Source organism: Microcoleus sp. D3_18_C4, assembly GCF_036702355.1.
Taxonomy (GTDB): Bacteria; Cyanobacteriota; Cyanobacteriia; order Cyanobacteriales; family Microcoleaceae; genus Microcoleus.
The window spans coordinates 163,850-178,340 of record NZ_JAUBTF010000002.1 but is presented as its reverse complement, the minus strand read 5'-3'; the positions used below and the strand labels follow the sequence as shown (position 1 = coordinate 178,340).

At 44.7% G+C, this 14,491-nt stretch carries 15 protein-coding genes; 7 read left to right on the top strand and 8 right to left on the bottom strand.

Annotation, left to right across the window (positions count from 1 at the left end; genetic code table 11):
* Positions 1-11: 11 nt before the first annotated feature.
* A complete protein-coding gene (locus tag QUA90_RS01725) occupies positions 12-698 on the top strand; it encodes a methyltransferase domain-containing protein (RefSeq protein ID WP_333443559.1) in 687 nt (228 codons plus the stop codon).
* The gene (locus tag QUA90_RS01720) at positions 698-1,768 is read left to right on the top strand and encodes an aromatic ring-hydroxylating dioxygenase subunit alpha (protein WP_333443557.1); all 1,071 of its coding nucleotides are present in this window, start codon (positions 698-700) and stop codon (positions 1,766-1,768) included. The genes QUA90_RS01725 and QUA90_RS01720 overlap by 1 nt, the downstream gene beginning before the upstream one ends.
* Before the next feature lie 240 nt (positions 1,769-2,008).
* Here QUA90_RS01720 and QUA90_RS01715 read toward each other — a convergent pair whose 3' ends face one another.
* Complete coding sequence (locus QUA90_RS01715) at positions 2,009-2,482, bottom strand: hypothetical protein (RefSeq protein ID WP_333325869.1); 474 nt, start codon at positions 2,480-2,482, stop codon at positions 2,009-2,011.
* 127 nt (positions 2,483-2,609) lie between these two features.
* On the opposite strand from QUA90_RS01715, the gene QUA90_RS01710 reads away from it, so the two are divergent.
* Both QUA90_RS01710 and QUA90_RS01705 read left to right on the top strand, forming a co-directional pair.
* The gene (locus tag QUA90_RS01710) at positions 2,610-2,978 is read left to right on the top strand and encodes a type II toxin-antitoxin system RelE/ParE family toxin (protein WP_333443554.1); all 369 of its coding nucleotides are present in this window, start codon (positions 2,610-2,612) and stop codon (positions 2,976-2,978) included.
* A complete protein-coding gene (locus QUA90_RS01705) occupies positions 2,950-3,345 on the top strand; it encodes a transcriptional regulator (protein WP_333325871.1) in 396 nt (131 codons plus the stop codon). The genes QUA90_RS01710 and QUA90_RS01705 overlap by 29 nt, the downstream gene beginning before the upstream one ends.
* A gap of 15 nt (positions 3,346-3,360) precedes the next feature.
* Here QUA90_RS01705 and coaBC read toward each other — a convergent pair whose 3' ends face one another.
* The 5 genes from coaBC to QUA90_RS01680 all read right to left on the bottom strand — a co-directional run bounded on the left by coaBC (position 3,361) and on the right by QUA90_RS01680 (position 10,664).
* Positions 3,361-4,560 carry a bifunctional phosphopantothenoylcysteine decarboxylase/phosphopantothenate--cysteine ligase CoaBC gene (gene coaBC, locus QUA90_RS01700; RefSeq protein WP_333443552.1) on the bottom strand — a complete coding sequence of 400 codons (1,200 nt, stop codon included), beginning with the start codon at positions 4,558-4,560 and terminating at the stop codon, positions 3,361-3,363.
* A gap of 283 nt (positions 4,561-4,843) precedes the next feature.
* Entirely contained in the window at positions 4,844-5,056 is a 213-nt protein-coding gene (gene isiD, locus QUA90_RS01695; protein WP_006632739.1) for a protein IsiD, read from the bottom strand.
* Between the two features lie 45 nt (positions 5,057-5,101).
* A complete protein-coding gene (locus QUA90_RS01690; protein WP_333386439.1) occupies positions 5,102-5,725 on the bottom strand; it encodes an alpha/beta hydrolase in 624 nt (207 codons plus the stop codon).
* Positions 5,726-6,290: 565 nt separating this feature from the next.
* On the bottom strand, positions 6,291-8,378 hold the full coding sequence (locus QUA90_RS01685) for a CHASE domain-containing protein (protein ID WP_333443550.1): 2,088 nt from the start codon (positions 8,376-8,378) through the stop codon (positions 6,291-6,293).
* A 375-nt stretch (positions 8,379-8,753) separates the two neighbouring features.
* Positions 8,754-10,664 (bottom strand): ATP-binding protein, encoded by a 1,911-nt coding sequence (locus QUA90_RS01680; RefSeq protein WP_333325882.1) that lies wholly within the window; start codon positions 10,662-10,664, stop codon positions 8,754-8,756.
* A 381-nt stretch (positions 10,665-11,045) separates the two neighbouring features.
* On the opposite strand from QUA90_RS01680, the gene QUA90_RS01675 reads away from it, so the two are divergent.
* Both QUA90_RS01675 and QUA90_RS01670 read left to right on the top strand, forming a co-directional pair.
* Positions 11,046-11,243, top strand: coding sequence for a hypothetical protein (locus tag QUA90_RS01675; protein ID WP_015175364.1), 198 nt, complete (start codon positions 11,046-11,048; stop codon positions 11,241-11,243).
* Positions 11,244-11,589: 346 nt separating this feature from the next.
* Positions 11,590-12,435 carry a cyanophycinase gene (locus QUA90_RS01670; protein WP_333443548.1) on the top strand — a complete coding sequence of 282 codons (846 nt, stop codon included), beginning with the start codon at positions 11,590-11,592 and terminating at the stop codon, positions 12,433-12,435.
* A gap of 161 nt (positions 12,436-12,596) precedes the next feature.
* Here the strand turns inward: QUA90_RS01670 and QUA90_RS01665 are convergent, their stop codons facing one another.
* Positions 12,597-12,845, bottom strand: a complete 249-nt coding sequence (locus QUA90_RS01665; protein ID WP_333082902.1) for a hypothetical protein — start codon at positions 12,843-12,845, stop codon at positions 12,597-12,599.
* 1,162 nt (positions 12,846-14,007) lie between these two features.
* On the opposite strand from QUA90_RS01665, the gene QUA90_RS01660 reads away from it, so the two are divergent.
* Positions 14,008-14,226, top strand: coding sequence for an alpha amylase C-terminal domain-containing protein (locus tag QUA90_RS01660; RefSeq protein ID WP_333082901.1), 219 nt, complete (start codon positions 14,008-14,010; stop codon positions 14,224-14,226).
* Between the two features lie 124 nt (positions 14,227-14,350).
* On the opposite strand, the gene QUA90_RS01655 is transcribed toward QUA90_RS01660, so the two are convergent.
* A complete protein-coding gene (locus QUA90_RS01655) occupies positions 14,351-14,488 on the bottom strand; it encodes a hypothetical protein (protein WP_333325889.1) in 138 nt (45 codons plus the stop codon).
* Positions 14,489-14,491 lie beyond the last annotated feature (3 nt).

The window sequence follows — 14,491 nt, the reverse complement described above, 5'->3', positions numbered from 1 at the left end:
AGCAATAATAGATGCTGAATAGTAACTGCAAAATTGGTAATAAATCTGTAATGTTTGATGCTTTTGCAACAGAATACGATTTCGCCGCCACCTTGCAAAACCAGAACGATTTCTTTACTAACAACCTATCGACCAGCAAAGGTGCAGCATTAGATATTGGCTGCGGTTCTGGAATTCTTGCTTTTGAATTAGCCCAGTATTACGATAATGTTGTCGCCGTCGATTTGTCAGCAAAGATGCTGGCGATCGCCAGTCAAAAACGTTCCGCTCCCAATATCGAATACATCCAAATGGATGCCAGTCAATTAGCGCTCGATCGCCAATTTGATTTAATAGTTAGTGCTGCTACTTTTCACCACCTGCCCAACCTCCCCGCAGCCCTCGATGCAATAAAAAAAATGTTAAAGCCCCACGGAAAAATCGTTTTTTTAGATAAAATTTCGGAAGTCGAAACACCTGCTACAATAGGCTACATATTAGGTGCTGCGAGAGATTTTAGACCCGACTGTTCCACCTACGGATTTCGCAATGCTTTAAGATTATTAAAATTTCGATTGTCCCCTGGGTGGTTGAAGCATTTAGCTAGCGATAGGTATTTGTCAGAACGGAGATTTAGAAAAATTTACGGTCGTTGCTTTCCAGGCTGTTATTTTGTAAAATTGGGTTGTTTTATGGGCGTAATTTGGGAACATTTGTAATGCAAAACAACGCGATAAAATCGGAATCTGCAAGGGAACAAAAAACTCACATCCGCCAGTTGGGCATTAATCTCGATCGGTGGTATGCGATCGCCCGCAGCACAGAGGTGCAAACTCAGCCACTAGCTGCGAAAATCTGGAATCGGGCGATCGTACTTTTCCGCGACAGTGCAGGTAAAATCAACGCTTTAGAAGATAGATGTCCCCATCGGCAAGTTAAACTCAGCCACGGCAAAGTTAAAGGCGATTTAATCGAATGTGCTTACCACGGATGGCGGTTAAATGCAAGGGGAGAATGCGCCGAAGTCGATTATTTAGCAGACAATCAAAAGCTACCTAACTGCAAAATTCGCTCCTATCCAGTCCAGGAAAAAAACGGTTTTATCTGGCTGTTTCCTGGCGACGAAATGCAAGCAGAAAAAATAGATTTACTGGATTTGCCCGAGTGGGAACATCTCAATTATATTGCCACAGTTTCAGTCATCGACTGTCAGGCACACTATTCATTTTTAATTGAAAACTTGATGGATATGTACCACGGACACTTGCACGATGATTGGCAAGCTTGGGCAAATCCGGTGTTAGATACTTTAGAAGAAAACGAGCATCAAGTAACTGCTCGCTATCAGGCACAAAGTTATTACAAAATAGATAAAATTTGGTCAATTTCTCAGTTATTTTTTAAATCTCTGCGCCGACTGCACCCGGAACCGCTGGAGGTGAGTTATGTTTACCCGCACTGGGTTTCAACTTTGGGGAGCGACTTTAAGATTTACTGCTTGGTTTGTCCGGTTAGCGAGACAGCAACTCGCGCTTATTTAATTCATTTTACCTCATTAAATGCGTTTTGGCGGCTGCACAAATTGCCTGTATGGTTTCGCCGGTTTATCAAAGATAGTTGTTTCGGTGCTGCTCAAAAATTATTAGATGGTTTGGTGCGGCAGGATGTGTTAATGATTGAGGAAGAACAGCAGGCTTTTTTGCAGAATTCAGAAAGAAAGAGTTACGAATTAAATCGAGCTTTAGCCAGCGTGCAAAGGTTGATGAGAAGTCAGACAGAAAATGAATAATTCAGTCGCAGAGTCCAAGCTGCACAGGTTAATATGTATATTTCACAAAAATCAGGGAAGTATAAGCGAGGAAAATTCGGCTAGTCCTGAACGCAGAAATTGTATTTGGATGCGCTAGGATTTAGACTAAAAGTTACTTTAAAAGAAGATGAATTGGCGGGGAATAAAACCCAGCGCAATTCATCTGCGTTAATCCGCGTGCATCAGCGGTAAAAAAATCTAAATCCCGCAGCAAAAACCTTACTTTTTAGGCCGCTGCTGCTGGTAAACGCTGACAACCTTATCCGCATAAGTAGCAGTTGCGCCACTTTTGCAAGCTGCGGAGTCCCCAGTCATCCACCAGCAAGCGGCGCGGCGTACAGCGGTTAATTCATTGCTGCTGCTAGCTTTGTATTCGTCGCGCAGCAAATCGCCCACGATACAGGTAACAATTGATTTGGCTTTTGTCGCGTCGGCCTCAAATTGTTGGGGTGTTAAATCTTGTTTGGTACAGAATTTTGCCCAGCGGGAAATATTCCCTGGCAAAACTTGCCACTGACTGTACATTCCGTCATTTGCTGCTTGTGGCGGGGCGGCTTGTCGCATTGCTTCTACGAGGGCGGAAACTTGTGCGTCGGTGACTGCTTGCGCTGTGGCTGGAAGTGATTGCAATCCGAGGCTAATTATCAGGCTGCCGAATAGTAGATTGGTTTTTGCGATCGATTTAAAATTCATTCACAATCCCCTGTTTGATGTAAAGTTTATTCCCTCAAACAAGGTTTACTATTTTGTCGATCGAATACCTCTGTCTTAAGTATGATTTGCTTGTTGAATGGACTGTCGATCGCCCTTACGATAGAAATTGTTAATCAAGTACGATAAAATCAGGGAAGTACAACCCAGGGAAATTAGACGTTACACTACAGCAGAGGGTACGGCACCATTCGCCGAGTGGCTTGATGCCCTCCGCGATCGGAATGTTAGAGTTAGAATCAAATCTAGGCTTGACCGAGTTGAGCAAGGTAATCTCGGAGATTTCAAGTCAGTGGGACAAGGAGTTTTTGAACTCAGAATTAATTATGGCCCGGGCTACCGCCTCTACTTCGGACAAGTCGGCTTGACAATTGTGGTAATCCTCATAGCTGGGGATAAAAGCACCCAAGAACAGGACATTCGACAAGCTATAGAATACTGGACAGATTATGAAAAACGTGAAAGCACCGACAAGTGATAGCTACCGCGAGTACCTAATTGAATCTCTCAAAGAGCCGGAAGAAGCTGCTGGTTTTATCGGCGCTATCTTGGAAGAAAAAGACCCTGAACCCGCACTTTTGAGAAATGCCATCCGAAAGGTGATTGAGGCTCGAATCAGGATGAATGCTCTTTCGGAGTCAGCAAAAGAACATCACGAAAAACTCGACAAGATGCTGACTGAAAGCGGCGGTTTGGAAATTTACAGCTTTGTAGAATTGCTCGAAGCATTAGGATTTAAACTAGAAATTACTGTCGCAGATACTGAGTTGTCGGCTGACTCGAAATCAACGGATTTTGGGGAATCAGAATTATCGCCCGAACCAGTAGTAATTAATCCCAGTTAATGAGTAATCGCGCCCTCACCCTTCCCTCACAAAATCTAACAAACGATGAGCCATTTCAAGCTTGCTGCAAGGTGCTATTTCTACTTGCTTGCCGGCGGCATTAATTAATATTGCTTGATTGGTATTGCTGCCGAAACCTGCACCTATTTGATCGATCGGGTTTGCGGCAATTACATCCAGTTTCTTTGCCCGCAATTTCTCCAAAGCTGGCTTGACAATATCCCCAGTTTGTGCTGCAAACCCGATTAATTTTTGGTGCGGCTGTTTCAATTTTCCCAACTCTGCCACAATATCCGCTACCGGTGCCAACGGTAAACAATTCGGGAGCGATCGCTTGGGCAGTTTCTCACTACTGTACTCAGCCGGCTTCACATCCGCTACCGCCGCCGCCATCACCGTCAAATCCGCCTCGTGAAAGCATTGCAGCATCGCCTGCCACATTTCTTGTGCACTCGTAACTGCGATCGCCCGCACACCTGAGAGCGGCAATTCGCCAGTTATACTGTGTACCAGCGTCACTGTCGCGCCGCGGTGCTGTGCAGCTTGCGCCAAAGCTATACCCATTTTGCCAGTGGAAGGATTGCCGATAAACCGCACCGGATCGAGGTGTTCCCGCGTTCCTCCCGCACTAATCAACACCCGAATGCCCGCTAAATCTCGATCGCCCTTCGCATACAACAGCGATTCAATATGAGGCAAAATCTCACCAGGTTCTGCCATGCGGCCGACACCCGCGCGATCGCACGCCAGCATTCCCGCCCCCGGATTCGCAGCATGATAGCGCCCATAAGTCAAAACTTCCCGCCAATTCCGCTGCACCGTCGGCTGTTCCCACATATCCGTATTCATCGCCGGTGCCAGCAAAATTGGGCAATTAGAAGCTAAGACAGTATTAGTCAACAAATTATCAGCAAAACCCCCCGCCAACTTAGCCAAAGTATTAGCTGTCAGGGGAGCAATTACAAAAACTTCTGCCCATTCTCCCAGTTGAATATGCAGGGGACGCCCGTGACTTGCTTGCCAAAAATCTTTGTCAGTAAAAGCAGGATGGCGGCACAGAGTAGCAAAAGTCAAAGGCGTTACAAACTCCCCGGCGGCATCAGTAAGAATAACTTTAACTTCCGCTCCAGCTTTCGCTAAAGTTGAAACTACTTCGCAAACTTTATAAGTCGCAATCCCGCCACTAACGCCGATTAAAATTCGTCTGCCTTTCATGATTTTTGGTAATACAGCAACCTTCGAGGTTATGAGAACTTGATGAATGCCTGAAACCAGTGCGAAGAATTGCCCGATCGCATCTCCTCATTCTTTCTTCCTCATTCTTTCTTCCTTCTTCCTTCTTCCTTCTTCCTTCTTCCTTCAGCCATAAAAAAGAATCAAGAAAGAAATTAAGATAAAAACAGGCTAAAATCCCTAATTCATCTGTTTAATCCGCAACAAAATATGCTGCTAACTTCTTCCTCAATTCCGTCGAATTTTTTGAGCTAGATTTTTCAGTCTATGCTTCGTCGTAGGCTTCCATATCCAGAAGGTGGAGATAAGGTTCAACCAGTTCCGGCCGCTGAAAGGCAAGCGATCGCAACAAATGCCAATCATTCAATCCCTCAAAAGGATCTGTATAATCGTCAACTTCCAAACGGACAGCCAATTCTGCCACGTCCTGAGAAGTAAGTACAGCTATATCGCGCGATGCTTTGGTTAAAGTTTTCATTTTTTTCCCCTGCCCGAGACTTCCGCCATACTATATACTAAACCTTTAATCAGATTTCGACACAGTTTCTACAACAAAACTTCGCATTACCTCTATAACTTCCGGCAGAATCTCGTGTCCCATGTTAAATTCTTGATACTGCACCGCAGCTCCCCAAGCCGTCAAACTGTCGCGCGATCGCACAGCAGCACTAACAGGCACAATAGTATCTTGAGTACCGTGTACGATTAAAACAGGTGGCAAAACACTCCCCGCAACTGGCGAAATCTGGTGTAAATAACCGCTCAGACAAATTAAACCAGCTAGGGGCAAAGTCAATCCCACATCTAGAGTCATCGCTCCGCCTTGAGAAAAGCCACCTAAAATAGTGCGAGACAAAGGCACGCCCGTGGTGCTTTCCAAAGACAGCAAAAATTCCCTCAGCAATTGCCGGCTTTCTACCAATCCCTGAGCGTCTTTGCTTTGAAGGTTATACCACGCTTTGCCGCTCGTTACTTGGGGATGGGGGAACGGGGCATCGGGAAACAGAAACTGATAATCCGGCAAATTGAAAAAGGGTGCTAAGGAAGTCAAATCGCGAGCATTAGCACCCCATCCGTGCAAAGCGACAATCAAAGCGACAGGTTTGCGATCGGTTTTTGGCGGAATGCTAATAAATTGTAAAGACATCGTAGTTAGTAATTGGTAATCTGGCATCGCTACAATTATAAATTGTCACGACGGGTAAAACCCCAAATATTTGTTTTGGGCGATATTTAACTATAAATTAAGACGCGCTTGGCAATAACTCTAACTCAGGACAGTTGACTGTTAATTGTAGGGTGCAACCTAAGCACCGCGAGCATCTTTCACAGGAATGCAAGCCAAATTCTTGCTAGGTATATATAGCCCAGTCTCATTAAGAGTGAGGTATGTCTGGTAATGGGTAATGGGTAATGAATAATGGCACTACCCTGCTTTTGAACAGCAAGCTTTTTCATGATGACCTTTTTCCCGATTCCCGATTACCGAACACCGAAAACCCAAGCGTCCGCGAATCTTTTTGAGAACTACTATATATCAATCGAGTTCTCCGGTTCGCGCTCCTAAAAAGTCTTTTGACAAAATTGAAATGTTCCCAATTTATGCAGCTAATTGCAATTGATATTAGTTCTCAGAAAAGCTGCAACTGTAGCAGACATCTAAACCATTAGACAGTAAGTTATTCTCAATCCTAAAATCTAAAATCTAAAATTTAAAATGGTATGACACTTACCGCAGGTGAAACCTTAGAAACAGATTGCTCGAACTGTTGCCGCACCGGCACCTCAATCAAGAATTCAGTTCCCTCTCCCGGAGCCGATACGCACCTGAGCGAACCGTGATGTTTGTCTACTATTTGATAGCAGATCGACAATCCCAAGCCAGTACCTTTGCCTACAGGCTTGGTAGTAAAAAACGGATCAAACAAACGCTTTTTGACATTTTCCGTCATGCCCGTTCCATTGTCAGCGATTCGCACGCATACACAATTAGAACTTAAAAGTTCAGTGCGAATCCGAATAGTAGGTAAAAATGCCGAATTCGAGGCGTTGTTTTCGAGCTTGTATTGATTTGCTGCATCATATAAAACATCAATGGCATTGCTCAAAACATTCATAAATACCTGATTCAATTGTCCCGCCCAGCACTCCACTAATGGCAAACTTCCGTATTCTTTGATGAGTTTAATGCCAGAAAAATCAGCTTTTGGTTTCAGCCGACTCTCCAAAATCATCAAGGTGCTGTCAATGCCTTGGTGAATGTCAACTGACTTCATTTCAGCTTCATCCAAGCGCGAAAAATTCCGCAGAGAAAGCACGATCTGGCTGATCCGTTGAGCTCCCATATTCATAGATTGTAGGATTTTAGGCAAGTCTTCACTGATAAACTCCAAATCAATATCTTTTAGTTTTGCTTGCACTTCGGGCGTTGGGTTCGGATATTGCTGCTGGTATATTTCCACAAGTTCCAGCAAGTCTCGAGTATATGCGCCTGTATGGATCAGGTTGCCAGAGATGAAGTTCACAGGATTGTTAATTTCGTGGGCAACTCCAGCCACCAACTGCCCCAGGCTGGACATTTTTTCAGTTTGGATTAGTTTAAATTGAGCTTCCTGCAAATTTTTTAGTGCTGTTTCTAGTTCAGCGGTGCGCTGTTTTAGTTGAATTGTACGATCGTACACTTGCTGTTCTACTTTTGCAGTACGTTCTAGAGACATCAACAGGTAAATCGTCAAGCTGCCAGTCATCAATAGCCCGATCGCGCCAATTGCCAGCGAACCCTGATGCGTCCTCATGCTCTGGTACCCCTTCCCAGGCAAAACTAGCAGCCTCCACTGGCGGTCTGCTACGTTAAATAGGCGAGTGCAAGCACTAGGATTTTGACAGATTTTTCCCCGGATATTAGCTAACTCTGGCTTTTCGTGTTTTGGGTTATCTATTAACTGCTTAGCTTGTGAGTCGTAGCGCACTAGAAAGCGTTCTTTCTCTATAGCAGAGTTGTCATAGAGGTAAAAATTAATCTTGTCTAAATTTAGCGATTCTAAAGAGGAATCGACCATACTGGTGATCTGAAACAGGCCCGCAATAACTCCCATGAGGTTTTGGCGGCCGTTGACGGAGTTATCAGCAGAAGTTGTGCGGCGGTGTACTGGTAGAAATACTTGCAATCCCGGTTGATTGTTGCTGACTAATCTAATCCGCCCGGAAGCCCCTATTTTCCCGGTATTCACCGATTTCTCTAAAGCTGCTTTGCGATCGGGGCTGGAGGCAACATCAAAACCGATCACTTTATTATCTTCTTCTAGTGCTTCTCTGTAAATAATTGGAAAGTATTCCGATCGCACTTTTGCTTTGACCTGCTTTTTGTCAGGAGTTCGCTCGTAAATTTGAAATGCGGGAAAATCTTCGGCTCGAATTCTCCGTTCATAAGCTGCTTTTTGGGCAGCAGGTACGCGCTGAATCCAGTTAACAGAATGTATAGCAGTATTGCGGGCAAGTGCAGGTTGAGCGAAGTGCTTAAAATCTTCTCGGGTAACTTCAGTAGACGCCCTGTAGAATCCTTCAAGTGAGTACAAAACTTCTAAATTTTTATTGATGCTTTGCTGCAATGCCACATTCAGGCGATCGGCTTGCTGATGAAATTGAGCTTGCATTCGTTGGTTTTCCGAATGCCACACAACGGCTGCGGCTGCCAATGACAAACTCGTACCAGTGCAAAGAGTCAGGGCTGCTGGAATGTAGCGACGGTGCGACAGTAAACTTTCGGTCAGCGAATTAAACCAATTGCTCGCAAAATTCATATTTCCAGACCTTCTGCCACCGGAGTGCAATTTTTTAAAGACTTGTAAAATTCCTTGATAGCACGAAGGGCAGCGCAGAAACCAGATTGTCTAAAAACTTATGATCGCAGGAATAAGACTTACCCTGAGCAACTCAGTTTCTACGAAACTATTGGTCTGGTAACGAGAAAGTTGGGAAGAAACCGGCTTTTTACGAATAGTGTATCCACGACTGAGGAATTGAAAGCGATTGTAACTAAGTGTAACGAAGCCAGTTCCCATCTGATCCCTCCCAAATTCCTTCCCCGGAAGAACCTGGGAACGAGAAAAAACCTTGATGTGGTGGGGCGGGTAATCAATACCCACCCTACAAAACCAACTTAACTGTGGAAGCGCCTACAAAACAGTCCCTATTTCCTTCAAATAAACCCGTGTAAACGGTTCATCATCCCCCAGAGTATACTGTTCGATCAACCCCTGGCGGCGAAGAGAAATACTACTTCCTTCCCTCACCACAACAGTATCGTCATCAGTGCTTTCTCTAACCAACATCATCTCAGTTTCTCCCGGATTATCTAGCACCACCATATTGCTGCCCCGATAAAACATTCCCTCAGCTTCCAAAATATCTTCGGGATATTCAGCAATTAACAAATCGAGCTTGGGATTCCGTAGCAAACTTTGCACGTTAAGATGGTAATTCTTATTCAAAACTTTTTCAGAGCGGTTAACAAAAAGTCCACCGCGACAAACAGCACCGATTGTCCAATCGGGATGCTGCAACAGAATATGGTCGATAGTTTCTTGTAGGTCATGTACCGAAATTCTGTTGAAAGTAATAATTGGGATTCGAGCTGATTTTCCCGATTCAAAGAAAGTTTCGATAATATGCGAAGGCACATCAACTCCTTCGCCGACAGCGGGGTTAAGGTGCATAAAAATTCCCGGCGCGGCATTGATCTCGATAATCCCAAAATTGCCTGTTTTCCAAGATTTGGCGAGAGTTTCTGTTACCACATCAATCCCCAAACAAGTTAACCGAAAATGTAGGGCGATATCTTGAGCCAAAACAATGTTATCCGGGTGAATAGTGCGGGTAGCGTCGATGCTGACACCGCCTGCGGAAAGATTAGCGACTTTGCGTAGATACACAGTGCGATCGCGAGTTGGCACACTATCCAATGACAGTCCTTGTTCTTCCAGATACATTTCCATCGCTTCGTCGGACTGAATTTTGCTCATCGCCGAAGTTGGCGTATCCAAACGTTCTGGTTTGCGGTTTTCACGGCGGATCAATTCGCGAATTGTTGAGTCGCCATCACCTGTTACGCAAGCGGGTCGGCGTTCAGTGGCAGAAACAAATTTGCCGTCAACGCACAGCAGCCTAAAATCCGATCCTTTGATGCTGTTTTCCACAATTACTCGTACCGGATCTGTTTCGGGAATGGCCTTAACTGCTCTTTTAAAAGCTGCCTGCAATTCCTCGGCCTCCCGGACATCTGCTGTGACGCCAATTCCTTTATGACCCACTACTGGTTTGATAGCAACTGGGTAGCCAATTTCTCTAGCAACTGCCAGAGCTCCGTTTTCTGTGGAGACGATATCGCCTTTGGGAACAGGAAAGCCTAATGTAGCGAGAAAAGCTTTACAATCGTCTTTGCGCGTGGTAAAATCTGAGTCTAAGTGGCTGTCAGAATCAAAGGTAGTTGCAGAGCCACGAACCAGTTTTTTGCCGTACCCATATTGCATTAGTCCTTCATCCCACAAATAAAATGCGGGAATGCCTTTTTGGGATGCCGATCGCATTAACGAATAAACTGTCGGGCCTCCGTAAACTGACTGCCGGAACATATTTTGCAGCGCGCCCATTTGTGCTTCCAAGGGAAAGTCTTGATTTTGATTAATGGCTTCAAACCAATCCCAAACTGCGTACACTACTGCTCGGGCAGTGCGGGCGTGAAGTGCTTCTATGCTGATTCTGTTAAACTGAGAAAACGGCTTGATGTTCCAGTGTTGAAAATGCAAACCCATGTCGAGTTTTGCTACTTCTGAGGCGGTACGGCCGAACAGTTGGGCATGGTTCGAGAAAGTTTCGTGCAGCAGTTGCGGGTAGCGATCGCCAATAATTTTCTGGTAATGTGCGATCGGCAAAGGTTCGCTCGCGCCCGTCACCGCGAAATCAAAAACTAAAGCCGCGGTGTCTAAATAAGGGTTGGGCCCGATATAGTGTTTGAAGTTGAACACATCAAAAATATCGGTTTTTCGAGCATTGACGCGAGCTGTTTCCGTGCTTTTTTCTTGCAGCATTTTCTAACCTCCTTTGAGCTAATTTTTTACGGTAACTTTATAGTCGGTGCAGGGGATACTACCTGCGGGCATAGATATTCCAGCAGTGAGATAAATACTCCCAGCAATTCTGCCCTCAGTATTGCCCGATAGGGGGAGTGGGAGAGTAGGGGAGATGGGGAGAGGGGGAGAGGGTGAGAGTGGGAAAATATTCCTTCTTCCTTCAACATCTAACTAAGCATAGATGACTAAGCATAGATAACTAAGCATAGATAACTAAGCACTTATGACTAACGACTACTTCTTTCCCCCCTTGCAAAAAAAAGCTATAACTTTTGAGAGGTACACTGTGTACTTATAATTGTTTATGACAGTGAAAGAAAATTTAAGAGGCAGCAAATTATGAAGATCGCACAAACTGCTCTCAGGGAAAAAGTTCACCACTTAGCTGAGGAAGCATTTCACCGGAAGCTAATTTCTGGCTACGGTGATGGTCAAAACAGCAACGAATATCAGATTGTCTGGAACGGCAAACCCAGACACCTACCTTTAGAACGGGCGAGTACCATATTGAGCAATTTGATCGAGCGATCGCACTAACGGGCGATCGGACTAATTGAGGACTGACGCTCATCAATCTGATTTCTACGAGCAATCAGAGGAGGATTAGCGAAGAATCGGATCAGAAACCGGATTGATCACCGCGCGCGCGTGGGCCCTGTAATTTAAGCTCATTTCTTGACCCCTCCTATCTCCTGTTAGGGGGGGTAAGTTTGTTTTGTCGATCGTCGAGGATGAGTCAACACCCACATCACCCTTGAGCTGTGTGCGTGCTGGAGGGGTAGAAGTATGAGATTTTTTTGTATCTATATATACCTTTGGGCCGTTTTCGGAAAAAAGAAGTTTGTGTTTTAGTGAAATTAAATAAATTAACAGTGGAGATATTATGGCGAGCAACCAAATTCAGGGGAAGTTGCTAATTATTGGTGGCGCGGAAGACAAAGAGGGGGACTGCAAAATTCTGCGGGAATTCTTGCGGTGCGCCGGAGGAACTAAAGCGCGCATTGTTGTCATGACTGCTGCAACAAGCTTGCCGGGAGAAGTAGGAGATAATTACATCCGAGTGTTTGAGCGACTTGGCGCTGAAGACGTGCGAGTTGTTGACACCCAGAAACCCGAAGATGCCAGCAATCCAGATTATTTAGAAGCGATCGAACAAGCCACTGGCATATTCTTTACAGGCGGAGATCAAGCGCGGATTATTAGCTGCTTGAAAGACACCAAACTCGACGCAGCTATGCACAAACGCTACTCGGAAGGGGCGATTGTTGGTGGCACCAGTGCCGGCGCGGCAATGATGCCAGACATGATGATTATTGAAGGAGACTCAGAGACAAATCCCCGCGTTGATGTGGTAGCAATGGGCCCAGGAATGGGTTTCCTTCCCGATGTTGTCATAGACCAGCATTTCGCCCAACGAGGTCGTCTGGGACGCTTAGTTTCGGCACTCTTGCTGCAACCTGCCGTGTTGGGATTTGGTATTGACGAAAATACAGCTATTTTAGTCCACGGTGACGAGTTGGAAGTCATTGGCGAAAGCGCTGTAACTGTCATCGACGAGTCGGAAAAACTCCACGACAATGTAGAGGGACTTTTGAAGGATGAGGCTTTGGCGATTTGCGGCGCTAAGTTGCACATACTCCCCCACGGATACCGGTTTAACTTGAAAACTCGCCAGCCGGTGCTCCATAACGTAGCAACTACAGCAGAGAAAGAAAGGGCGATCGCCTAATTTACTTGCAACTGGCAAACATCTTAAAATTATCTAAGGTGAGCACTGCAAACCTTACCCATTCTAGCAAGTAGGACGGTTAAAAACCCAGTTTCTCTCTCCACAAGCAATAAAAAGAAGAGGATTTTACCTCTTCTTTTATTGCTGCGGCTTCGGATTTTTTAAGCACTTTTCTGTTCGCCAAAAATCGACTGCTGCCCTTCTGCAGTCGATATTAAATTCCACCCTTGAGTTCTCAGCTTCTGATAAGTTGCCCATCCCTTAGAACCGCCCGGTTCCCGGTAGTCGGGTACAGCGAACTGCGGAAAAGCTGTATAAGGCCGCCACCCCTGACGGGCATCGGTGCGTAAGTGCAATATCTTTTCTCCCTTGCCTCCGAGTCTGGGCAACCAACACATTTGTTTTAGCATTTTTAACACTCCAGAGTTTTACAGTAACGGTAATTCGCCAACATCCCCAATTAAACTTTTAGAGCTTTAGAGCCACTGCTCGGAATATCTAACGGGTAACAGGGACGAATGAGATTTTCACCAATTACCAATTACTGAGGTAGCAGCAGTCGTTAAAGCTGATTTCGGTTCTGCCAAGTTTGCCAGTCAAAAAATATAAAACAACTGCTGCCAAGACATAAGCAAAAATAATCATTGCTATTCTCGGCTCAAACTTGGCTTAAAGTCGATGGCGCGAAAATCCAGTGGAATAAAGCATTCATTCTTGTGGTTTTCCTTGCCTTATAATTACAATCACATCCTCGCTATTTCCGCCTAAAATGACATCTTTCTACAGTATTAGCTCTGTTAGCGAAAAAATGTTCCTTTAGTTACAAATATTAAACTCTGACCACGATTTATATAGTTATCAAAAGTTAAATTACTTTTCATAAACAGCCCTTAATATTTTTTAGTTACTTTAACTACATTTTTGATTGATTTAAATCTGGCCTCCGGGTGCTTAGTGGCGCACCTTACTCAATCGCTAGGGTGTCTACTACTAAACCCTCCGGGTGCGCCTATAACTACCTAACAACATAAGAGTTACACCTGTAACTCTTAAGAACGAGGGCGACAGATTTACCAAATTGTAAAAATCAATACTAATCACACTTATAATTTCTGCAAACCAGATATTCATGGCCGCTGCAATTGAATTCAAACTCTTCGCTCCCAACCACAAAGCAGCTACACTGCTCGGCGCTTTTTCCCAATGGCAAAAAAATTATTAGAAAAAGATGACAGAGGTTATTTCCGCACTAAAATTCAGCGCGTTGCTTAATTAGGGTATAAAAAAATAAGTTGAAAATCCCGAAGCTTTGTAGATACTGGTTTCTATGACTTGCATATTTAGCCTTTCATACCATAAATCAGCAACGCCCGGTTTTGTTAGTCACAGCAGTAGGAATACCGATGCTGTGGATGGGCGAAGAGTTTGGACAATCCACTCGGCTAACTCGCAACCACTCGAATAAACTGCAATGGTTTTTGTTGAAAAATTAGCCAAATCATGAGTTCTTGGAATACTACAAACACGTGATTCGGCTGCGGGAAAAAGTTCCGGCACTTTATACCGAAAATATTGATATTTATCCACGAAAATCTCGAAGCCAAAGTGCTGGCTTACTACCGCTGGAGCGATGAGGAAACGCGAGCAGTAGTTGTCGCTAATTTTTCTGATACTTATCTATCTGGTAACAGCATTCCTAAGTTTCCGGCGGCAGGAAGTTGGCACGAGTGGATGTATAACAAAATAGTAGAAGTTGGGCAAGAAGGGTTTAAGTTGGATTTGCCGGAATGATCAGCGCAAGTATTTGTTTGAGAGCCGGAGAATTATGTCTCCAGGCAGATGATCGGCTCAGTTGTACAACAGTAGATTGTATTTAGGATGGGCGCACCAAACTCAACAAACTGGGTTTTTCTACCTAGGTGGATGGCTGTAACGATACTTTTTTGTAAAAAAACTCGGTTTCTGCATCCAAGAGTGCGATCGTAATTCCTGGTATTGAGAAGAAAAATTGCACGGCGACGTGCCAACTGTCAATTAACAAGTCAATTAACACAAA